The sequence below is a fragment of the Alteraurantiacibacter aquimixticola genome (assembly GCF_004965515.1).
Lineage (GTDB): Bacteria > Pseudomonadota > Alphaproteobacteria > Sphingomonadales > Sphingomonadaceae > Alteraurantiacibacter > Alteraurantiacibacter aquimixticola.
In genome coordinates, this window is the sequence record NZ_SSHH01000002.1 from 683,594 (window position 1) to 704,409 (window position 20,816).

The following is a 20,816-nucleotide window of genomic DNA, read 5'->3' on the forward strand; positions in this document are numbered from 1 at the left end:
GCCTTGCGCGGCGCCGTTTCGATCGCCACTAATGCCAGATGCGCGCCGAACCGCAAGCAGCAGCCTATCGCCCCGACCCGCAAATCACCGCTATTGCCGAATGGATCGGCGATGCGGTGGAGCCGGCCGGTTTCCCGCGCCAGCAATTGCGCTTTCGCAATGACCGCTGGGCCAAGGCGGTGGGGCTGAACGACCTGTCCGATGCGGACTGGACCCGCCATTTCGGTGCGTTCGAGCCGTTACCGGACAATCTCCCGCAACCGCTCGCGCTCAAATATCACGGCCACCAGTTCCGCGTGTACAATCCGGAGATTGGCGACGGACGCGGCTTCCTCTTCGCCCAATTGCGCGACGGGGAGGACCGCCTGCTCGACCTCGGCACCAAGGGCAGCGGCACCACGCCCTATAGCCGCACGGCCGACGGGCGGCTGACGCTGAAAGGCGCTGTGCGCGAGATCCTCGCCACCGAGATGCTGGAGGCGCAGGGCGTCTATACCTCCAAGACCTTCAGCGTCGTGGAAACGGGCGAGGAACTGTGGCGCAATGACGAGCCATCGCCGACCCGCTCCGCCGTGCTGACGCGCCTCTCGCACGGCCATATCCGTATCGGCAGCTTCCAGCGCCTCGCCGCTTTGGGAGAGCATGAGCAGCTGGCCGCGCTGGTGGACTACACCCTCACCCAATTTCCCGGCCCGCCGCCGCCCGAGGATGCGCCCGGGCGCGACGAACCTGCCATCCGGCTGATGCACCTCGTGGTCGAGCGGCTGGCGGACCTTGCCGCCAGCTACATGGTCGCGGGCTTCGTCCACGGCGTGCTCAATACCGACAACATGAATGTGAGCGGGGAGAGCTTCGATTACGGCCCGTGGCGCTGGCTGCCGCACTGGGATCCCTCCTTCACCGCCGCCTATTTCGACGAGAGCGGCCTCTACGCCTTCGGCCGACAGCCGGAGGCGCTGCGCTGGAACCTCGGCCAGCTTGCCATCGCATTGCGCCCGCTGGTGGAGGCCGAACCGCTGATCGCCGCGCTCGACCGCTATGGCCCGTGCTACGAGGCGAACATGGTGCGCCGCTTCTGCTGGCGGCTGGGCGTCGAAAGCCGCGGGGTGGAGAACGACGGTGCGCTTATCGCCGCTGCCGAAGTGACGATGCGCGAAGGTGGGATCGGGCCGGACGCCTTCTTCCACGCCTACCGCTTTGGGCGCAACGCCACCGGTGCGCTGGCAGAGGCTCTGGAAGGTTACCAGCCCGCTGGCGACCCGCATGATTACTGGGACCGCGAGGAGCCCGAAAGCATGCTGATCGAGGAGGTCGAGGCGATCTGGGACGCGATCGACAAGAAGGACGACTGGTCCGTCCTCCAGACCAAGGTCTCCGCACTGCGCAATATGAGCGAGGCGCTCGGCCCGGCGCCCGCGCCTGCGGGGCTGGGAAGCGGAGGGTGACGTAGCGGCCAGCCTGCGTTACCTTCCCCGCCGAACCACAGGGAGGAAAACATGCGCCGTATCGCGATCTGTTCCGTCATCGCCCTTGCCACTGCCAGCGCCGCCGCCGCTATCGAGCCGGGCGAATGGCAATCGAACATGCGCGTCACCGATATCCAGCTGCCGGGCAACTTGCAGCCCGAAATTGCCGACATGATCCGCACGCAGATGGGGCAGAACGTGCAGAGAGCAACCACCTGTCTGACCCAGGCCGATATCGACAATGCGCCGCAGCAGATGTTCGACCAGACCGGCGGGCAATGCGAATATTCGCAGTTCGATATGTCCGGCGGAAAGCTGGACGCGGTGGCACAGTGCGATACCGGGCAGGGCATGATGGATATGGCCATGTCCGGGACCTACACCGACACGACCTATAACATGACCATGAACATGAACATGGAAATGCAGATGGAAGGACCGATGGGTTCGATGCAGATGAGCGCCACCATCAGCGGGGAACGCACTGGCGATTGCAGCTGATCGCGCCTGAAGCTATTAGGCGGAAAAGATAAGAAATTTACCATATCCGTTCACCGCGAAGGGATGCGGGACACTCTATTGTCAGTGCCGAGAGGGAGCGGTTTCTCACGTAACCGCATTTGGCAATAACGGCATCTGCGCGTAAGGGACGCGCAAGGCGCCTGGCGCGCAAAATCGATCGATCAAAAGGCTGCATTCCTTGAGCAAATCTGAACTGGTATCCTTTGAACCGGCCAGCGGCGAGGAATTGTGGCGCGGCGAGCACGGTGACGTGGACGGGATCGTCGCCCGCGCACGCGCTGCCTGGCCGCAATGGGCGGCCAAGCCGCTCGCCAATCGCATGGAACTGGTGCGCCGCTTCGCCAATGAAGTGCGCAAGGAGCAGGACGAATTCGCCGAGCTGATCTCGCGCGAGACGGGCAAGCCCCTGTGGGAAGCCCGGACCGAGGTCGAAGCTGTCATCGCCAAGGTCGAAATCTCCATCCGCGCCTATGCGGAGCGGACCGGGCAGCGCAAGCTGGACAGCGCGCTGCAGGGCTCCGCCTCGCTGCGGCACAAGCCGCATGGCGTGATGGCTGTGCTGGGACCGTACAACTTCCCCGCGCACCTGCCCAATGGCCATATCATCCCTGCACTGATCGCGGGCAACGCCATCATCCTCAAGCCCAGCGAAAAGACTCCTGCCGTGGGCGAAAGGCTGCTGGAGTATCTCAAGCGCGCGGGCATCCCGGCAGACCTGGTCCAGCTGCTGATCGGCGGACCCGACGAAGGCAAGGCGCTGGTCGCCCATCCCGGCATCGACGGCGTGCTGTTCACCGGTTCGGCGCAGGTCGGCATCGCCATCAACAAGAAGCTCGCCACCGATCCGGGCAAGATCCTCGCGCTGGAAATGGGCGGGAACAACCCGCTGGTCGTGTGGAATACACCCAAGATCCGCGATGCCGCCGCGCTGGTGATCCAGTCCGCTTTTACCACAGCCGGCCAGCGCTGCACCGCCGCGCGGCGGCTGATCGTGAAGTCGGACCTCTATGACGATGTGGTGAACGAGGTGAAGGCGCTGGCGAAGCGCATCATCATCGGCAGCCCGTTCGACGATCCGCAGCCCTTCATGGGCCCGGTGATCGACAATGCCGCCGCCGACCAGCTGACCGAGAGCTTCCTCTATTTCCTCTCGCATGGCGGCAAGCCGATCATGCATATGAGCAGGCCGGACGATACGAAGCCCTTCCTGACGCCGGGCATCGTCGATGTCACCGCGATGGAAGAGAGGCCCGATGTCGAGCTGTTCGGCCCGCTGCTGCAGGTGGTCAAGGTGGACGAGCTGGACGAAGCGATTGCCGAGGCGAACAATACACGCTTCGGCCTGTCCGCATCGCTGGTGGGCGGAACGCCTGCGGATTACAACCGCTTCTGGGCCAATATCCGCGCCGGAATCGTCAACTGGAACCGGCCCACCAATGGCGCCTCTTCCGCCGCGCCCTTTGGCGGCATCGGCCTGTCGGGCAATCACCGCCCGGCGGCCTTCTATGCTGCAGACTATTGCGCCTATCCGGTCACCAGCACCGAGATGGAGCAGCCGCGCGCCAGCGTGGGTGTGGGTTTCAAGGACAACTGATAGAGCGGCGCGCTGGCGGCTCAGACGCCGCCGGTCGTCACCAGGTCGACTGAGGTCATGCCGTCATCGAGCAGGCGGGCGAAGACCATGAAGCTGCGCCCCGCATTGGTCCCGCCAAGGATATCCTCGCCATCCTGGTGGATGCGTTCCACCTCGAAGCCCTCGACCGTGGCACGGGTGTAGTAGAAGTCCATCACGTCACCCAGCGCCACCGGCGTGGTGAAATTGACGACTCGCAGCGAGCACCCCCCCGCATCGCTTCCCGCCGCTTCCTGCACCGCGCCGCGCGGATAGACGGGAAAGGCTTGCGGCAGGCGCGCAGCCCATGTGGCGGAGAATTGCGCGCTGGCGGCGCAATCACCCGACCCTTCTCCGGCAGAGGCAGCGCGCGCCGCGACGCTCAGGCGTGCCTCGGGCGGCAATTCACCATCCATGCGCTGCGGCTGCGGCGCGCGGCGCATGGCACCTGTGCCGCCGACCAGGGCCAACGCCTCATCACGCGCGGCGCGGGCGGCTTGCGCACCGCGATCGGTCTGCGGCAGCGCTCCGCTCATGGTCCCATAGCTCGCCAGCTGGTTCGCGCCGTTGCGATTGACCATGTCGGGATCGACCATGATCTGGTCCGCCAATGCCGCATCCATCACCGGATCGCCGGCATTACGCTGCACCGGCAGCTGTTCGGACGACTGGTCCGCGCAGGATGCCAGCAACACCGCGCTGACGCACAGCATTGCCGGGTGGTGCAGGAGAGGGCGCGGGAGGTGGATCATGGGGCGAGGCATAGCGTGCTGACGCGCAAAGACGGTTTAACGAAAGGGTGAATATTTTCCCCATCATGCACCCCGCCGATCCGGTGCCGCAAGGCTTCAAGGCGTCCGGACAGCAGAGCCATCCGGACGCCTTGGCGCGACCCATTTCTGGATACGACCCGAGGGCCACGCGTCGTTGCCGGTCCAACAGGGGTGACCGGCACGAATCGTGAAATTGGAGATGTCGGCTCTCTTGATCCGATGTCATTGTCTGTAAAGGGAAATTAACGAATGACGCACAATCGCGCCGAAAGGTTTGCCGTGAAGCACCACAACGCGTAGCTGTGACGGGATGAATGGGGAGACATCCACGCAGGGGATCTGGGGCAGCGGCCTCGCCCATGCACTTGGCGCGCACGCCGTTTGGGGCTCGATGCCGCTTTACCTGATATTGGTTCACAGCGTCCCGGCGCTGGAATTTGTCGCCTGGCGGCTGGTCTTCACCCTGCCCCTGTGCCTTGCCATCATCGCCTGGCGGTCGAGCTTTGCCGAGCTCGGCACCGTGCTGCGGGACGGCCGCGCCATGCTCACGCTGCTCGGCAGTTCGGCGATGATCGGCATCAACTGGTATCTCTATGTCTTCGCGATCCAGTCGGGCAACGTCTATGCCGCCAGCCTCGGCTATTACATCCTGCCGCTGACGATGATGCTGCTCGGCCTCGTCTTCCTGAAGGAACGGCTGACGCGGCTGCAATGGGGCGCGGTGGCACTGGCAAGCGTGGGCGTATCGGCGCTGGCGGCGGGCGCGCTCACCACCATGTGGCTGAGCCTTTCCATGGCGACGACTTTCGGCATTTACGGCCTGCTGCGCAAAACCGTCGCCGCCGGGCCGCTGGTGGGGCTGACGGTCGAATCGATGATCCTGCTGCCGGTGGCGCTGGGGATCGTCGGCTGGTTCTGGAGTGGCCCCCAAGGCACCGCCATGGCGCAGAGCCTCGGCACATCACTTGCCGTCGCGGGTAGCGGGCCGATGACCGCAGTGCCTTTGCTGCTGTTCGCCACCGCCGCGCGGCGCATGCCCTATACGGTGATCGGCTTCCTGCAGTTCATCTCGCCCACCATCGTTTTCCTGATGGGGCTGTTCATTTTCGGACAGGAGCTGAAGCCCGCGCAGCTCGCCTGTTTCGTGGCGATCTGGGCTGCGGCGAGCTTGTTCACCTGGGGCCTGTTTCGCGGAGAAAAGCCCGCTCCTGCCGATGAAGCGGCCTCACGCGGCGCGGGCGACTAACCTGCCAGCGACCACTCCAGCGTCTCTCCCGCGTGGAAAGGCACCAGCCTGGCAGCACCGACATCGATTTCATCGGGCACCGTGCAAGGCTTCTTTTCCAGCGTGATCGTCTGCTCATTGACCGGCAGGCCATAGAAGGCCGGGCCATGGCGCGATGCAAAGCCTTCGAACTTGTCGAGCGCGCCTTCCGCATCGAACACGGCGAGATAGCTTTCCAGCGCATAAGGCGCGTTGAAAATGCCCGCACAGCCGCAAGCGCTCTCCTTCGCTTCACGCGCATGCGGGGCGCTGTCGGTGCCGAGGAAGAACCTGTCGCTGCCTGACGTCGCCGCGCGGCGCAGCGCCAGCCGGTGCTTTTCGCGCTTGGCGACAGGCAGGCAATAGGCATGCGGACGCATCCCGCCCACCAGCATGGCATTGCGGTTGATGTGGAGGTGCTGCGGTGTGATCGTGGCGGCAACATTGTCGCCCGCACCGGTCACGAATTGCACGCCCTCCGCACTGGTGAGATGCTCGAAGATCACTTTCAATTCTGGCAAGCGGTCGATCAGCGGGGCGAGGATGCGTTCGATGAACACCGCCTCGCGGTCGAAGATATCGACATCGGCGCTGGTCACTTCGCCATGCACGCAAAGCGGCATGCCGGCCTCCGCCATCGCCTCCAGCGCGCCCATGATATTGGCCACATCAGTCACGCCGCTATCCGAATTGGTGGTGGCGCCCGCGGGATAGAGCTTGGCGGCGGTGAACACGCCTTCTTCATGCCCGCGCACCAGCTCCGCCGGATCGGAATTGTCGGTGAGATAGGCGGTCATCAGCGGGGTGAAGTCCATCCCCTCCGGCACGGCGGCCAGGATTCGCTCGCGATAGGCCCGCGCGGCATCGACCGTGGTCACCGGCGGGGTGAGGTTGGGCATCACGATGGCGCGGGCGAACTGGCGGGCGGTATAGCGCGTCACGCCTTCGAGCATGGCCCCGTCACGCAAGTGCAGGTGCCAGTCATCAGGGCGCGGAATCGTAAGCGTTGTCGTCATGGGATTGCCTATGCCGCGCCTGCACCTATCTGTCACCCATGGTTAAAGGACGACTGGCTAGTCGCGCCGTGGTGCGCATCTCCCCCCGCGAGGCTGGCGAGGACGTTGCCGACTTCCTGCAGGGCTTGCTGACCAACAACGTGACCGGCGACCTGCCCGCCTATGCCGCGCTGCTGAGCGCACAGGGCAAGGCGCTGTTCGACATGATCGTGTGGCGCGATGGCGATTCGCTGCTGCTCGATTGCGAGGCCGAGGTGGCGGAGGAGTTGGTGAAGCGCCTTTCGCTCTATCGCCTTCGCCGCAAGATCGACATTGCGGTGGATCCGGATTGCTGCGTCACCTGGTCCGCGCCCGATGGTGAGGAAGGCAATGACCCGCGCCTATCCGCGCTCGGCCATCGCGCGGTGGAGACTTCGGGTTGCGAGGACCTGCCTGCCGTGGACGACGCCTGGCTGGCGCATCGCTTGGCGCTGGGCGTGCCCGAGGGGCGCGCGGAACTGGGCGATATCCTGTGGCTGGAGACCAATGCTGCGGAACTGAACGGCGTCAGCTTCACCAAGGGCTGCTATGTCGGGCAGGAAAACACCGCGCGGATGAACTGGCGGCAGAAGGTCAACCGGCGGCTGGTCGTCGTCCCGATCGAGCAATCCGATCCCAAGCGCCAGCGCGTTGCCTATCCCGCGCTGGGCAATGCGGTGGATCACCTGCGGGTAGACGACATTCCTGCCGATCTCATCCCTGACTGGATGGAGCTGAGCGAAAACCCGGCGGACTGACCGCCTGCGCTCAGCGCTCGGGTTTCAGGAAGGAGGCGGCGACGATCTCGGTCGCCGCATCGCGCGCGGTGCGCCGTTCCACGCCCAATGATTCCGCCAGAGGCGGCCCCATCAGCGCATCGCCCAGCGCCAGCAGGACGAGCGAATAGGTCGCTTCATGCATCAGCTTCTCCACCCCAGGCTTGCGCTTGTGCGGGTGGAGATCGACCATCAGTTCCTGGATCGCCCCGACGATGGGATCGAGCGCATCCTCATTCCCCGAAGCGAGCATCCAGCTGGCGAGCGCACCACCGCCTTGCTCGTCGAAGGAATCGAAAGTCATGTTGACCACGTCACGCGGCGTCGCCGTTCCCGCGCGCGCAGCCAGCACCGCATCGCCGATCGCATCGCAGACCGTTCCGGCAAGATGGCCCGCCAGTGCCTTTTGCAGCCCGGCGGCGGAGCCGAAGTGATGGAGCAGGTTCGCATGCGTCCGACCGATCCTGCTGGCGACCGCCTTCAGCGTCACCGCTTGCGGTCCAGCTTCCATCAGCAACACGCGCGCTGCGGCAAGCGCAGCGGCCCGGCTCTCTTCAGGCGAGAGCCTCTTCCTCGTAACCATGTTCGGCAGTCTCCCCGGCCGATTTTTGTGGCGTCGAACGCCTCGGGGCAGCGGATTATCGCCGGAAGGGCGGGCGGGCAAGCCCGGCGGGGGTTACCGGGCTTGCCCTTCCCTGCCTGTCAGGCAGGCTTGTAGCCATTGTCGGCGCGCATGTCGCAGCAGCTTTCGCCATCCGAACCCCCGAGGTCGAGCGCATAGCGGCGCCCCAGCACCATCTGCCCGCCGCGGCCAAGGGCGTGGGTGGGTGTAACCTCACCAGTCGCGCGAAAGCCTACCTTCCGCAGCACTCCGCCGCTTGCCGGATTGTCGAGATAGTGCCCGGCCTGCAGCCGCTTCACGCCCAGCATGCGGGCGATATCGACCAGCCCGCGCAAGGCTTCCGCGGCATAGCCCTTGCCGCGATAGCCGCGCGCGATCCAGTAGCCGACTTCCGGCACGTCCGCGGTCGCATCCATGCCGATCTGGCCGATCAGCGGCGCGCCATCGGCGCCGGGCAAGGCGATTCCCAACCGCACGTCCAGCGGATCACGCCGGGCCGAGCAGAAGGCCTGCGCATCTTCCTCGCGATAGGGCCAGGGCGCGCTCGCCAGCATGCGCACCACACCCGCATCGTTGATGCCGCGATAGATCTCGCGCCAGTCTTCGGGGAATGATGGCCTGAGAAACAGGCGTTCGGTACGCATGAACATGGGATCTCTCCTCCACCCCCCGTCCCCAGCCGCTTCGTAGCTGCGGCGCGTGACGGTGGTATTGCGAAGGAGAACAAAAAAAGGAGACGGGGCGGCCCCATCTCCTTCCACGCTCCGGTACTGTAGCGACCGGTGGGGCCATCCCGGTGGATGACCCCTTTACCGAGTCATCCGGTTATTCGGCAGCTTCCGCCATGGCGTCGACCGATACATATTTGCGGCCGAGCTTGCCCTCGTGGAAACGCACGCGGCCGGCATCCAGCGCAAACAGCGTGTGGTCCTTGCCCATGCCCACATTGGTGCCCGGGTAGAACTTCGTGCCGCGCTGACGCACGATAATGTTGCCGCCGATCACTTCCTGACCGCCGAACTTCTTCACACCGAGGCGACGACCAGCTGAGTCGCGACCGTTACGCGATGAACCGCCAGCTTTCTTATGTGCCATCTCGTCTTACTCCGTATCCGTCCGGTCGTGCCGGATTACTTGTCTGTCTTCTTGGCGGCGGGCTTCTTGGCCGCTGCCTTCTTCGCTGCCGGCTTCTTGGCAGCGGGCTTCTTGGCTGCCGCCTTTTTCGCGGCCGGCTTCTTCGCCGCGGGCTTTTCGCCTGCAGCGTCCTTCACCGGGGCAGCCTTGTGCACGTCAGGCGAGGCCTTCTCTTCGGAAGTATCCTTCACCGGAGCGGCCTTCTTGGCAGCAACCTTCTTGCCCTCGCCAACACCCACGATGCGCAGCAGGGTCATCTGCTGGCGGTGGCCGTTCTTGCGGCGATAGTTGTGGCGACGGCGCTTCTTGAACACCGTGACCTTCTCGCTCTTCGCCTGGGCGATGATTTCGGCCGAGACGGTGACCTTCGAAGCGTCGGCGAGATCGCCGCCTTCGCCTGCCAGCAGGACATCGCCCAGCACGATCGTTTCACCGGCGTCACCCGCCAGCTTCTCGACTGCGATCTTGTCTCCTTCGGCGACGCGATACTGCTTGCCGCCCGTGCGCACTACTGCGAACATGGTGCTCTCTTTTCGTTTCGTATGGTGCCAGTGACGAGGGTAAAACCCGCGGCAATGACAAAAAAGGGCGCCCTAGCAAGGGCACCGCCAAGTGGGGCGCCCGATAAGCCAGCTCGCCCGCCCTGTCAACAAGCGCGGCACCCTTTTTGGCGCTGGAACGCGCGAAAAACCATCGCTAAGGCCTCATAACATGAAACCGCGCGCTTTTCCGCCTCCCATACGTTTCACTGCGCTCGCCTTGTCAGGCATGCTCGCATTGGCCGGATGCGCAACACCGGACGACTATCCCAGTCTCGCAATTCGCGATTCGGAGCGTGTTTCGGGGACGATGGACACCCCGCCGGCGCCGATCTTCACGCCCGCTCCAACAAGCCCAGCGACCTTGGCGCAGCTGGATGAGCTCGTCGGCAATTCCCGCGCGGCCCATGCCCGCTTCCAGGAAGCAGCCGGCAACGCCCGCGCCCCGGTGCGCGCCGCTGCAGGATCGCCCGTGGGATCTGATAGCTGGGCCCGGGCGCAGGTGCAGGTGGCCGCGCTGGAATCGGTCCGCAGCGAAGCGCTCATGGCTTTGGCTGAAATCGACAGCCTCTATGCCGAGGCGGCCGTCTCCGGCGGGGAAGTTGCGCAGCTGGAGCAGGCCCGGTCGGATGTCTCCGCGATGGTTGCGGATGAAGACCGGCTGATTGCCGAATTGCTCGGCCAGATCGGCAGCTGATCCGCGCTCTCCCGAAAAAGGATTGCGCGGGACCGGCCTGGACCGGCCCCGCGCAAACGGGACAGTGATGTGTGAGAGTCAGGTCGCGTGGCCAGCCTCAGCGCACCACGGCGGCAATGGTCACAACCGCCAGACCCCAGACGACGATCAGTACAGGGAGGATCAGTACCTGCACTGTTGCTCCGCCTGCGGAGTTATGTCCCGTAAGGGTGGTGATTCCGTCGCGCTGGAACTTCGCCCAGCTCTTGGCCTTCATCGGCGCATCGGGAGCCATTCTGGTCCAGATCGTGGGCAGCGCGAAACCGGCGACGATGATGAAGGCAAACAGCGCCATCGGCAGGATCAGGCCGGGCGTGGCAAAGGCCAGCCCGGTGATGGCAAGGAAGCCAAGATAGCAGGCAACCGTTGCGCCATAGAGCGCGGGCGGCAGCTCGAATGTGCGCTCGACAATATGCGGCTTGCGGGCGACCGGCGCCTCTGCATGCAGGGTTGCCTGTGCGGCGATCGTTTCGCGATTGAGTTTCTCGACCATTTCGGGACCTCCATTCCAGTGAGGTCATGAATGGTGCGAATCGCCCCGCGACGCCTTGATGCAGGTCAAAACGGCGGAAAAGCGGCGAGGTATGTCAGGTCAGGCCCAGCGGGCGAGATCGCTGTGGTCGCGCTCGCGCGGTTCGATCCAGTGCCAGCCATCGGCGCGCTTCTCGCGCTTCCAGAACCAGCTGTCGGATTTGAGGTGGTCCATGGCGAAGTCGACCGCCTCGATCGCCTCGCGCCTGTGCTTCGCGGCGGCAGAGACCAGCACAATGGGCTCGCCCACGCGCATCACGCCCGTACGGTGGACGACCAGCAGCCCCATCAGGTCGAAACGGGCGATGGCCGTATCGGCAAGCTCCTGCATGCCTTTAAGAGTCATACGCTCGTAATGGATCAGCTCCAGCGCCTCGACCCCCGCGTCGCAGCGCACTTCGCCCACGAAGGTGCACACGCCGCCAAGGCCGGGATGGGCATTGGTGAAGGGCCCGACGAATTGTCCGGGATTGAACGGTTCGGTGAGCAGCTCGACGAATCGCGCCATGCTATCCGCCGCTGACGGGCGGCAGCAGCGCCACTTCGTCTCCATCCTGTGCGGAAAGCGCGGTCTTGTCCGCCAGCAACTCGCCATTCACCGCCACACGCGTGCGATCGGCCATGGCGGCATCGCCCAGCGGGCCCTGCAATTCGTCCAGCAGCCCTTCCCAGTCGAGCGGGGCTTCGACCTCTTTCTCAGGCGTCCCGGCAAGGTCGGCCAGCTTGCCGAGGAAGACGACGGTAATCGGCATCGCCTATCCTCCCGTCACCGACATGTGGCGCGGCTGCGCTGGCGCTTCACCTTCGCCAATGCGGAAGTGGTGGCGCTCGGGCTTGATGCGCATCGCCTCGTCCAAGGCGGCGGCGAGGTTGGCGTCGGGCGCATCGGAGCGCAAGGCGGCGCGCAGGTCCACCTTCTCCGCCCCGCCCAGGCAGGCATAGAGCTCACCCGTCGCGGTAACGCGGATGCGGTTGCAGCTGGCGCAGAAATTGTTCGTAAGCGGCGTAATGAAGCCGAGCCGCCCGCCCGTCTCCCGCACGGTGACATAGCGCGAGGGGCCGCCGGTGCGATAATCGCTCTCCTCCAGCGTCCAGCGCTGCTCCAGCTCGTCGCGAATGGCGGTGAGCGGGAGGTAGTGATCGACACGCTCGCCATCGACCTCGCCTAGCGGCATCACCTCGATCAGCGTCATGTCGTGGTCGTTGGCATGTGCCCATTCGACGAGGAAGGGAATCTCCTCCTCATTGACGCCCTTCAGCGCCACGGTGTTGATCTTGACCTTCAGCCCTGCATCCTTGGCGGCAGCAATGCCTTTCAGCACCTGCACCAGCCGGTCACGGCGTGAGAGTTGCTGGAACAGTTCGCCATCCATCGTATCGAGGCTGACATTGATCCGCTTCACGCCCGCCGCCGCGATCGGCTCGGCGAATTTCTCCAGCTGCGTGCCGTTGGTGGTGAGCGTCAGCTCTTCCAGCCCGTCACCCAGCTTGCGGCCAAGCGCCGCGATCAGCTCCACCACGTCGCGCCGCACCAGCGGTTCGCCGCCCGTCAAGCGGATCTTGGTAATCCCGCGTTCGATGAAGGCGAGGCTGAGCTTGTGGAGCTCTTCCAGGCTCAGCACGTCCTTCTTGGGCAGGAAGGTCATCATTTCCGGCATGCAATAGCTGCAGCGCAGGTCGCACCGGTCGGTCACCGACAGGCGGAGATAGGAAATGCGCCGGTTGAACGCGTCGACAAGGGGTTCGGAACAGGACATGCGCCGGCCTATCTAGTGCGTTTCAGCTGGAATTGCACTGGCTTGCAGGATTTGCCCGGTCACGCCGGGGGCCTGCGCCAGATAGGTAACCAGCTTCTCGATGGAGTCGGGATCATCGCCCGTCACCGCATTGACGCGCGCGGGGGCGGCCTCTCGCGCCAGTTCCTGCACCGCCGCGAGCCGCCAGCCGTCATGTGTGTGATCGGCGGGTGCGAAGAGCAGGACTATGTCCTCGGCAAGATTCTCACGCAGTCTCGGAGCGATCTCTGCATGAAAATGGGCCGCTGCATCCAGCGGAGCTTCCGGCAGGCCCTCTACCGTGAAGACCGCCTGCGCCATCACCGCCGGTCCCGCGTCAGCGTTATGCCGATCTTCTCATCCGCTTCGCTGAGCGCCAGCTTGACGATCTTCACGCTCACCCGCTCCACCCGCTCATCCTGCAGGAACAGCGTTTCGCAAACGTGATCGGCCACCGCCTCGATCAGCTTGTAATGCGTGTCCCCCAGCGCTTCCGAGCAGGCGAATTTGAGGTCCATGTAGTTCTTGGACGCATCAAGCGGCGTGTCGGGATCGTAATGATCCTCCACGCGCAGCTTCACCTCGACAGTGAACTGCAAGGGCTGCGGCTGGCCGGTCTCCTCCGAATAGATACCCGTATGGATATCGTGCACGAAGTCCGCCAGTTCGAGAATGAGGCTGTCTGCCATGCCCGCCCCACTGGCAAAGCCCTGCCCGCTTGGCAAGCAAGCATCGCCTTCCCCGCCAATAGCCGGTGTTGACGCGAGGGCCGGTTTGTGACCACTTCGCGCACGAAGAGGAGGCAAGACGATGGCGACGACACCTGAAGCAGAATCTGCCGAGAGCGCGACCGCAGCGCGCTGGATCGGATGGCTCAGCAACTTCGCGCTTGGCGGGGCAATCCTCGCGGTGCTGGTCGCCTTGGGCGGACTGACACTCGCTCGCTACGACGTGATCGCGAAAATCGACGGCTTCATGGCCTTCATGCGAATGTTCCAGCCGGCCGCCGTGATCGCGCTACTCGCGGCACTGGCGCTGGCGCTGACCTTCTGGCGCAAGACCAAGGGGCGGATGAAGGCCATTGTCGCGCTGGTCCTCTCGCTCGGCCTGCTGCTGGTGATGTATACGCAGGTGATGCTGCCCGGCGGATCGGTGCCGCCGATCCACGACATCACCACCGACATGGACGATCCGCCGCAATTCGCCGTGCTCGATCGCCCCACCACCAGCACCGGCCCCTTCACCATCGAGGAATGGCGCGCCTTCCATTCGGAAGCCTATGGCGACGTCCAGCCGATCATCGTCGACAAGGACCCGGCGCAGGTTCTGGGCGATGCCCGCGCGCTGATGGAACAGCGCGGCTGGGACGTGGCGCTGGTGGATACCGAACGTGGCCATATCGAAGGAACCGCCTATGCTGGTTACCTGCGTTTCCGCGACGACGTGGTCGTGGAGGTGACCCCGGTTGCCGATGGTTCGAGCCGCGTAGACATGCGCTCTGTCAGCCGTGTGGGCGTGTCGGACCTCGGCTACAACGCCGCCCGCATTCGCAAATTCCTCGCCGACCTGCAGGCCGCCTGAGCCAGGCTATCTAACGCTTCAGCTGCAAAGTCCGGCGGCGCGTTCGGCAATCCCGCGCAGGCCGCCACGGCACCGCGGAAGGCCGGCTGGCTCGTCAGGCTCAGAGGAATCGGCGCTGTCGAAGTCGCTGCCATCCATGCCGGGCATTTCCATTCCCGGGATCACCATCGCCATTGAGCGGTAGCGGACCCGCGCGATCCATTCGGGCCGCCATGGCGTGCGGCTGTCTTCCGGCCGCGGCGGATAGGCGAAATCGACTTCCGGCCCGAAGGCATAAAGACTGCTCATCATGCCCTCGCCCGCAGCCTCCCGCACTTCGGCGGGTATGGTGCAGCTGGTCTGCGTCGGCGGCATCACCGTGCCCGCCTCGATGTAACGGCGCGCACTGGCGGGGGACACCCAATCTGCAAATGGCCCGCCAAATTGCTGGGTCGAGGCCGAGGTCCACCACACCATGTCGCGCTCATTGCCGCCAGCGCCGACGGCCCAGGCGTAATATCCGGTCGCCACGTCGATGGAGTTCCAGCGCATCGCAACCGCGCCGCTGGCCAGGTCGCTGCCCGTTGGCTGCAACGCGGGCATGAAATCCTGCGCCAGGTTGAAGCTGATCTCGGGCGCGTAATTGCTCGCGACGCGGTGCTGGCCGAGCAGCGAGGCATTGCCCTGCACGACCTGCGCATCCTCGCTATTGGGCCAATCGCCATAGGTCGTTGAATTGTCGGGCCGGACGGTCCAGTCGCTGGGCAGGTTGAGGCCCTGCGCATAGAGGTCGGGCGGAATCTCGCCGCGCGCCAGTCGTGAGAAGTCGAGGATGACCGGCTGGCCTGCAGGGGCATGTTCGCCACAGCCCCAGAACAGCAGCAGGCGGCCACGCGGCAGCTCGCCCTGCGGAGCGCTCCCCTCCCTGCCCTGCGTGCGCCGGTAGGTGAGCGGAACCGAGGTTCCCAGCCGTGCGCCCTGCGGCATGAAATGATCGGCGTCGGGATCGCCGCCAGCCGGTGTGCGGCTGGAGCCCAGCCGCAACACCAGCTCGTGCGCCACGGATCCACCCCCGCCATTCATCATCGACATGATCCCGCCGATCCCGCCGCCACGGCCGCCAGCCATGGCAGCCATGCCCGACAGGGTCCCGGCATCCATCGTGTAACGTGCAATCGGCGGATCGGATTGTTGCGAGACGGCAGGCGCAATCGCCAGCACGGCGGCAATGGACGCGAGCGAAACCCTCGCGACAATGCGATACTTCGAACCCATGACAAAACCCCCTTAAGCAGGGAGCGTGCGCGCCCGGATGCATCGCTCACCAAGTTTGGTGCAAGCGATATAGTCGAGTCGCGATGCGGGGAAAAGCGGGATTCGTCGGTGAGAGATCCGGTATCTAGTCGTTACGCCAACGGGCGAAGATCGCGGTGGGAAGCAGCCTGCCGCCCTCGCCCTCCTCGCGCACGGCGAGCTCGCCATGTTCGACCGTGCCGGGCAAGTCGGCAAAGGCCTCCGCCAGCAAGCCGCCAATGGCGAGCGATGACATGCGCACGGCATAGACGGTGAGGAACAGGAAGCGGCTGTCGGCATCGAGCAGCTGGCGACAATCGCCGATCAGGCCAGGCAGGCTTTCTTCCAGCCGCCATGTCTCGTTCTTCGGCCCGCGCCCGAATTTGGGAGGGTCAAGGATGATGCCATCATAGCGCTTCTCGCGCCGCACTTCGCGCGCTGTGAACTTGGCCGCATCGTCGATCATCCAGCGGATCGGACGATCCTCCATGTCGGACAGTGCCGCATTCTCGCGCGCCTGCGCGACCGACTTCTTGCTCGCATCGACATGGGTGACCGGGCCGCACTGGCTGAGCGCGAGGCTACCGACGCCCGTATAGCCGAACAGGTTCATCGTCTGCGCGTCCGCCTTGCCTTCCAGCTGCGCGCGCATCCATTCCCACACCGGCGCCATGTCGGGGAAGAAGCCGAGATGGCGGAACGGCGTGCATTGCGCGGTGAAGCGCACCTCATTCCAGCTCAGGGGCCAGCCCTCTTGCGGGACATCGCCGGTGAACTGCCAACGCCCGCCGCCATCCTCGTCCGAGCCGGGTACGAATTCGCCATGCGCATCCCAGTCGGCAATGCGCGGGCTCCACATGGCCTGCGGTTCGGGGCGGATGAAGCGGTATGGGCCATAGCGTTCCAGCTTGCGGCCATGCCCGCTATCGACCAGGCCATAATCCGGCCAGGCCGCGCCTTCCATGACGACGGGTTCGCGGGCGAGGTCAGCCATCAGGCGCTCTCGGTAGCATGCTCCGCCACATAGGCCGCCACGGCATCGTAATCGCCGGGCAGCTCGGCATAGCTTTCCTCGCGCTGGAACAAATCGCCTACGCGGCTGGGCAACGGCGGGCGGGTACCGGTGGCGCGTTCCACCGCATCTGGGAACTTGGCCGGATGGGCAGTGGCGAGCGTGACGACGGGAACGGCAGGATCGATCCCTGCCTCACGCGCGGCGTGGAGGCCAATAGCCGTATGCGGGTCGATCACTTCGCCACATTTCTGTGCCGCCCAGCTCATTGCATTGATCATCGCATCGGCATCGGCGCGCGCGGAGGTGAACAGCGCCGCAGCACCCTCGCGCTGGGCATTGGTCAGCTGCATCGCCTTGGTTGCTTCGAAGCCGTGCATCTGTTCGGCCAGCGCCAACCCGTCGCGTCCGCCGCAATCGAACAGCAGCCGCTCGAAATTGCTCGAGACCTGGATATCCATGCTCGGCGCGGCAGTGGGCGTGACGGTGCCCGCCGAATAGTCGCCAGTGCTGAGCGCACGGTGGAGGATGTCGTTCACATTGGTGGCGACGATCAGCCGTTCGACGGGCAGGCCCATCTTTGCCGCGACATAGCCTGCGAAGACATCGCCGAAGTTGCCCGTCGGCACGCTGAATGCGACCTTGCGCTCCGGAGCGCCCAGCTGCAGCGCGGCGGCGAAGTAATAGACCACCTGCGCCATCAGCCGCGCCCAGTTGATGGAGTTGACCGCGCTGATGCGGAAGCGACCGGTCATGGCATCGTCCACGAACATGCGCTTCACCATCGCTTGCGCATCGTCAAAGCTGCCCTCGATGGCGATATTGTGCACGTTGGGCGCGCGCACCGTCGTCATCTGCCGACGCTGCACGTCGGAGACGCGGCCCTTGGGGTGGAGCATGAAGATGTCCACCCGCTCGCGCCCCGCCACCGCGTCGATGGCGGCAGAGCCAGTATCGCCGCTGGTCGCGCCGACAATGGTCAGGTGATCGTCGCGTTGCTTCAGGAAGTGTTCGAACAGCCGGCCCAGCAATTGCAACGCCACGTCCTTGAAGGCTAGTGTGGGGCCGTGGAACAGCTCGAGCAGCCATTGCTGCTGGTCGAACTGCGTCAGCGGCGTCACCCCCTCATGCGCGAAGCGGCCATAGGCGCGGGTGCACAGGTCGCGCAGATCGTCCTCGGTCAGGCTGGGCGTGACGAAGGGCAGCATGACCCGCACCGCCAGCTCCACATAGGAGAGCCCGCGCATCGCAGCGATCTCCGCTTCGGAAAAGCGCGGCCACTCGCGCGGCACGTAGAGCCCGCCATCGCTGGCAAGCCCTGCCAGCGTGACACCTTCGAAATCGAGCGCCGATGCGCCACCCCTGGTCGAGATATATTCCATGGCCAGCGCGGTTAGCCGCAGCCGTGCCGCAGGGCAAGCAAAGCGCGCTATGCGTCCTGTTGCTTCGCCTTTGCGGGCGCCCTTTCCAATTCCTGCTTGAGCGCGAGGAGCCCGGATGCCGCGTGCGCCGCATGCGGGCCGATCCAGCGTTCGTGAATGGCCTGTATTGGCATGGCGTCGAGGTGATTGAAGCGCTCCCTCCCCTTGCGCACGGGGACCACCAGCCCCGCCTCTTCCAGCACGCGCAAATGCATCATGACCGTGGTGCGGTCGATCTCGGGGAACACTTCGCAAAGCTGCTTCGTCGTCAGTGGACGCAGCCGCAACTCATCGCACATGGCACGGCGCAGCTTGTTGGCCAGCGCCTTGAAAACACGGTCGAGATCATCTTCGTTTGACATGTTATGTTTTTATAACATAATTGAGAGCGACTCAAGAGGGAGGCGTTTCATGGAGATCAATTTCCGCGTTTCCGGCCGGATCGATAAACCGGTCGAAGAGGTATTCGAAGCCGTCGCCGATCCCGCCAAGCTGTCCTGCTACTTCACTACCGGCGGCGCCAAGGGTCGCATGGAAACGGGCGCAACGGTCATGTGGGATTTCCACGATTTCCCCGGTGCCTTCCCGGTCGAAGTTGTCGAGGTGATCCCCAACAAGAAGATCGTTCTCCAATGGGATGCGTATGAAGGTGAAAGTGGCGAAATCGGTGCCAAGATGAGTGGCGCTGACTACAAGACCACAGTCACCATACTGTTCACGCCCACCGATGACGGCCGCACGCTGGTCCAGATCGTCGAGGAAGGCTGGAAGGAAACGCCCGGCGGACTGCGCGGATCTTATGGCAATTGCGAGGGCTGGACGGGCATGCTGCTGGCCATGAAGGCGTGGCTCGAGCACGGGATCAACTTGCGCGAGGGCCTGTACAAATAGTTCAGGCCTGCTCGCGCGAACGCCGACGCAAGGCGAGGACGTAGATCACCAAAGCGCTCAGCGCGAAGAAGAACCACTGGCCGGCATAGGCGAGGTGGTTATTGGGCGTGGCGGCCGGATCCGGAGTGGCATTGGGCTGCAGGCCTGCCAGCGGCGGGTCCGCGACGAGCCGCCAACCAGCCTCTCCGCCCGGGGCGATAATGCCGGTGACTTCGCCGCCTGCCCATTCCACGCGGTCCGGTCCGCGCGCCCAGCCCAGCACCACATCCGCGCCGGGGCAGGAGATGATATGGACATAGCCCGACTGGTCACGATCATTGCGCCCCGCGATGGCGTTCCATTCGCCCGGCTGGGTGCAGGTAAAGGCGCTTTGGCGATAGAGCGCATCGAGCGGCTCTTCCGGCAATTCATAGAGAGGCTGCGCATTGCTCGCCGCCGCCTCGTAGCGGGCGAGCAGCGCCTCCTTCTCCTCCAGCCGTCCAAGCTGCCAGATGCCGAGGCCGATCATGGTCGCGATGGCCGCGGCGACGATGATCGTGGGGATGAGCGGGATTTTGCGCTCACTCATGACAAATCGCTCCCGTCATGGCGATGCTCTTCGGCGCGCGCTGTGTATTCGCGCACCAGCAGCGCGCCCTTTGCGAGCCGCAATCCGCCCAAAGTGCCCAGCACCACCAGCGGCAGCCACAACACGATATGCACCCAGAAAGGCGGTTCCACCGCCAGCTCCAGCCACACCGCGAGGATCACTACAAGCGCGCCAATGCCCAGCGTCAGGAAAGCCGCAGGTCCGTCACCGACATTGAACTTCCCGTAGTCGAGCCCGCAGGCGCGGCAGCGGTCGGCGAATTTCACGGGACCGATAAACAGCGTCCGCCCACCGCAGCGGGGGCAGAGACCGAAAAGGGCAGCCTCCGCGAAGGAAGGCTGCCCTTTTGAAGTGTCGGAACTATCGGTCACGCGATCAATGGATCGGCGCGCCCCAGCCGCCCCAGACATAGACGACGACGAAGAGGAACAGCCACACGACGTCGACGAAGTGCCAGTACCAGGCAGCCGCCTCGAAACCGAAATGCTGCTTCGGCGTGAAGTGGCCCTTGTAGGTACGGAACAGGCACACGGCGAGGAAGATGGTGCCGACCAGCACGTGGAAGCCGTGGAAGCCGGTCGCCATGTAGAAGGCCGAGCCGTAGGTATTGGTGCCGAAGGGGAACGGCGCATGGCCATACTCATAGGCCTGGATGGTGGTGAACAGCGCACCCAGCAGGACGGTGAGCCACAGGCCCTTCTTAAGGCCCTCGCGATCGCCATGGATCAGCGAGTGATGCGCCCAGGTGACCGTGGTGCCCGAGCACAGCAGGATCAGCGTGTTGAGCAACGGCAGGTCGAAGGCGTCCAGTACGTGGATGCCCTGTGACGGGAAGGTCCGCAGCGCGGATTCGCCATCTGCGCCAAGGCGGTTGAAGGTGATCCCGTCCACCACTTCCAGCGGTGCGGGGAACAGGGCGAAATCGAACCAGCTCCAGAACCAGCCGACGAAGAACATGACTTCCGAGGCGATGAACAGGATCATGCCGTAGCGCATGTGCAGCTGCACGATCGGCGTATGATCGCCGCGCTGCGCTTCTTTCACGATCTTGGAGAACCAGCCAAAGAAAGTGGCGATCAGGCCGGCAATGCCGAGGCCCAGTACCAGGTGCGCACTGGCCATGTCATGCATGAGCAGCACCATGCCGCTGGTGAAGGTGAGGCCCGAGAAGGCGCCGATGATCGGCCAGATATCGGGATCGAGAATATGATAATCGTGGTTCTTGGCGCCAGCCATGGTCTCAGTCCTGGTTAGTCGTTCAGGCCC

General features: G+C 64.6%; 27 protein-coding genes. 8 read left to right on the plus strand and 19 right to left on the minus strand.

What is annotated here, in order from left to right:
• The first annotated feature begins 38 nt into the window (after positions 1-38).
• The 3 genes from E5222_RS09785 (at position 39) to astD (ending at position 3,582) form a co-directional block, all read left to right on the plus strand.
• Complete coding sequence (locus E5222_RS09785) at positions 39-1,445, plus strand: protein adenylyltransferase SelO family protein (RefSeq protein WP_136693567.1); 1,407 nt, start codon at positions 39-41, stop codon at positions 1,443-1,445.
• Positions 1,446-1,496: 51 nt separating this feature from the next.
• Entirely contained in the window at positions 1,497-1,967 is a 471-nt protein-coding gene (locus tag E5222_RS09790) for a DUF3617 domain-containing protein (RefSeq protein ID WP_136693568.1), read from the plus strand.
• A gap of 199 nt (positions 1,968-2,166) precedes the next feature.
• The gene (astD, locus tag E5222_RS09795; RefSeq protein WP_136693569.1) at positions 2,167-3,582 is read left to right on the plus strand and encodes a succinylglutamate-semialdehyde dehydrogenase; all 1,416 of its coding nucleotides are present in this window, start codon (positions 2,167-2,169) and stop codon (positions 3,580-3,582) included.
• Between the two features lie 20 nt (positions 3,583-3,602).
• Here astD and E5222_RS09800 read toward each other — a convergent pair whose 3' ends face one another.
• Complete coding sequence (locus tag E5222_RS09800) at positions 3,603-4,352, minus strand: hypothetical protein (RefSeq protein WP_136693570.1); 750 nt, start codon at positions 4,350-4,352, stop codon at positions 3,603-3,605.
• 331 nt (positions 4,353-4,683) lie between these two features.
• Here E5222_RS09800 and rarD point away from each other — a divergent pair, with 331 nt between their 5' ends.
• Entirely contained in the window at positions 4,684-5,619 is a 936-nt protein-coding gene (rarD, locus tag E5222_RS09805; protein ID WP_136693571.1) for an EamA family transporter RarD, read from the plus strand.
• On the opposite strand, the gene pyrC is transcribed toward rarD, so the two are convergent.
• A complete protein-coding gene (gene pyrC / locus E5222_RS09810; protein ID WP_136693572.1) occupies positions 5,616-6,653 on the minus strand; it encodes a dihydroorotase in 1,038 nt (345 codons plus the stop codon). The two genes, rarD and pyrC, sit on opposite strands and share 4 nt — an antisense overlap.
• A 38-nt stretch (positions 6,654-6,691) precedes the next feature.
• On the opposite strand from pyrC, the gene ygfZ reads away from it, so the two are divergent.
• Positions 6,692-7,429, plus strand: a complete 738-nt coding sequence (gene ygfZ / locus E5222_RS09815) for a CAF17-like 4Fe-4S cluster assembly/insertion protein YgfZ (protein WP_136693573.1) — start codon at positions 6,692-6,694, stop codon at positions 7,427-7,429.
• A 10-nt stretch (positions 7,430-7,439) separates the two neighbouring features.
• Here ygfZ and E5222_RS09820 read toward each other — a convergent pair whose 3' ends face one another.
• The 4 genes from E5222_RS09820 to rplU form a co-directional block, all read right to left on the minus strand.
• Positions 7,440-8,030, minus strand: a complete 591-nt coding sequence (locus tag E5222_RS09820; protein ID WP_136693574.1) for a TetR/AcrR family transcriptional regulator — start codon at positions 8,028-8,030, stop codon at positions 7,440-7,442.
• Between the two features lie 119 nt (positions 8,031-8,149).
• The gene (locus E5222_RS09825; RefSeq protein ID WP_136693575.1) at positions 8,150-8,719 is read right to left on the minus strand and encodes a GNAT family N-acetyltransferase; all 570 of its coding nucleotides are present in this window, start codon (positions 8,717-8,719) and stop codon (positions 8,150-8,152) included.
• Between the two features lie 175 nt (positions 8,720-8,894).
• Complete coding sequence (rpmA, locus tag E5222_RS09830; protein ID WP_136693576.1) at positions 8,895-9,164, minus strand: 50S ribosomal protein L27; 270 nt, start codon at positions 9,162-9,164, stop codon at positions 8,895-8,897.
• A 35-nt stretch (positions 9,165-9,199) separates the two neighbouring features.
• Entirely contained in the window at positions 9,200-9,724 is a 525-nt protein-coding gene (rplU, locus tag E5222_RS09835) for a 50S ribosomal protein L21 (RefSeq protein ID WP_136693577.1), read from the minus strand.
• A gap of 328 nt (positions 9,725-10,052) precedes the next feature.
• On the opposite strand from rplU, the gene E5222_RS09840 reads away from it, so the two are divergent.
• Entirely contained in the window at positions 10,053-10,439 is a 387-nt protein-coding gene (locus E5222_RS09840; RefSeq protein ID WP_136693578.1) for a hypothetical protein, read from the plus strand.
• 97 nt (positions 10,440-10,536) lie between these two features.
• On the opposite strand, the gene E5222_RS09845 is transcribed toward E5222_RS09840, so the two are convergent.
• The 6 genes from E5222_RS09845 to E5222_RS09870 form a co-directional block, all read right to left on the minus strand.
• Positions 10,537-10,971 carry a hypothetical protein gene (locus tag E5222_RS09845; protein WP_136693579.1) on the minus strand — a complete coding sequence of 145 codons (435 nt, stop codon included), beginning with the start codon at positions 10,969-10,971 and terminating at the stop codon, positions 10,537-10,539.
• 99 nt (positions 10,972-11,070) lie between these two features.
• Positions 11,071-11,517 carry a molybdenum cofactor biosynthesis protein MoaE gene (locus tag E5222_RS09850; RefSeq protein ID WP_136693580.1) on the minus strand — a complete coding sequence of 149 codons (447 nt, stop codon included), beginning with the start codon at positions 11,515-11,517 and terminating at the stop codon, positions 11,071-11,073.
• Between the two features lies 1 nt (position 11,518).
• A complete protein-coding gene (locus E5222_RS09855; RefSeq protein WP_136693581.1) occupies positions 11,519-11,761 on the minus strand; it encodes a MoaD/ThiS family protein in 243 nt (80 codons plus the stop codon).
• 3 nt (positions 11,762-11,764) lie between these two features.
• Positions 11,765-12,766 carry a GTP 3',8-cyclase MoaA gene (gene moaA / locus E5222_RS09860; protein ID WP_136693582.1) on the minus strand — a complete coding sequence of 334 codons (1,002 nt, stop codon included), beginning with the start codon at positions 12,764-12,766 and terminating at the stop codon, positions 11,765-11,767.
• Positions 12,767-12,778: 12 nt separating this feature from the next.
• Positions 12,779-13,105: a Rossmann fold domain-containing protein gene (locus tag E5222_RS09865; RefSeq protein ID WP_136693583.1), complete on the minus strand. Its 327-nt coding sequence runs from the start codon at positions 13,103-13,105 to the stop codon at positions 12,779-12,781.
• Positions 13,105-13,473 (minus strand): dihydroneopterin aldolase, encoded by a 369-nt coding sequence (locus E5222_RS09870; RefSeq protein ID WP_136693584.1) that lies wholly within the window; start codon positions 13,471-13,473, stop codon positions 13,105-13,107. Before E5222_RS09870 ends, E5222_RS09865 begins: the two co-directional genes overlap by 1 nt.
• A gap of 121 nt (positions 13,474-13,594) precedes the next feature.
• On the opposite strand from E5222_RS09870, the gene E5222_RS09875 reads away from it, so the two are divergent.
• Positions 13,595-14,365: a DUF1499 domain-containing protein gene (locus E5222_RS09875; RefSeq protein ID WP_136693585.1), complete on the plus strand. Its 771-nt coding sequence runs from the start codon at positions 13,595-13,597 to the stop codon at positions 14,363-14,365.
• A gap of 18 nt (positions 14,366-14,383) precedes the next feature.
• Here E5222_RS09875 and E5222_RS09880 read toward each other — a convergent pair whose 3' ends face one another.
• The 4 genes from E5222_RS09880 to E5222_RS09895 all read right to left on the minus strand — a co-directional run bounded on the left by E5222_RS09880 (position 14,384) and on the right by E5222_RS09895 (position 18,432).
• Positions 14,384-15,619, minus strand: coding sequence for a hypothetical protein (locus tag E5222_RS09880; protein WP_136693586.1), 1,236 nt, complete (start codon positions 15,617-15,619; stop codon positions 14,384-14,386).
• A 124-nt stretch (positions 15,620-15,743) separates the two neighbouring features.
• Entirely contained in the window at positions 15,744-16,631 is an 888-nt protein-coding gene (locus E5222_RS09885; protein ID WP_136693587.1) for a class I SAM-dependent methyltransferase, read from the minus strand.
• Positions 16,631-18,031, minus strand: a complete 1,401-nt coding sequence (gene thrC / locus E5222_RS09890) for a threonine synthase (RefSeq protein WP_136693588.1) — start codon at positions 18,029-18,031, stop codon at positions 16,631-16,633. The genes E5222_RS09885 and thrC overlap by 1 nt, the downstream gene beginning before the upstream one ends.
• 47 nt (positions 18,032-18,078) lie before the next feature.
• Positions 18,079-18,432, minus strand: coding sequence for an ArsR/SmtB family transcription factor (locus E5222_RS09895; protein ID WP_136693589.1), 354 nt, complete (start codon positions 18,430-18,432; stop codon positions 18,079-18,081).
• A 49-nt stretch (positions 18,433-18,481) separates the two neighbouring features.
• Between E5222_RS09895 and E5222_RS09900 the strand changes: the two genes are divergently transcribed.
• The gene (locus E5222_RS09900) at positions 18,482-18,961 is read left to right on the plus strand and encodes an SRPBCC family protein (RefSeq protein ID WP_136693590.1); all 480 of its coding nucleotides are present in this window, start codon (positions 18,482-18,484) and stop codon (positions 18,959-18,961) included.
• A gap of 1 nt (position 18,962) precedes the next feature.
• On the opposite strand, the gene E5222_RS09905 is transcribed toward E5222_RS09900, so the two are convergent.
• The 3 genes from E5222_RS09905 to E5222_RS09915 are packed head-to-tail and all read right to left on the minus strand — an operon-like array spanning position 18,963 to position 20,786.
• Entirely contained in the window at positions 18,963-19,529 is a 567-nt protein-coding gene (locus E5222_RS09905) for an SURF1 family protein (protein ID WP_136693591.1), read from the minus strand.
• Positions 19,526-19,921: a DUF983 domain-containing protein gene (locus E5222_RS09910; protein WP_425456245.1), complete on the minus strand. Its 396-nt coding sequence runs from the start codon at positions 19,919-19,921 to the stop codon at positions 19,526-19,528. The genes E5222_RS09905 and E5222_RS09910 overlap by 4 nt, the downstream gene beginning before the upstream one ends.
• 4 nt (positions 19,922-19,925) lie before the next feature.
• Entirely contained in the window at positions 19,926-20,786 is an 861-nt protein-coding gene (locus E5222_RS09915) for a cytochrome c oxidase subunit 3 (RefSeq protein ID WP_136693593.1), read from the minus strand.
• Between the last annotated feature and the right edge of the window lie 30 nt (positions 20,787-20,816).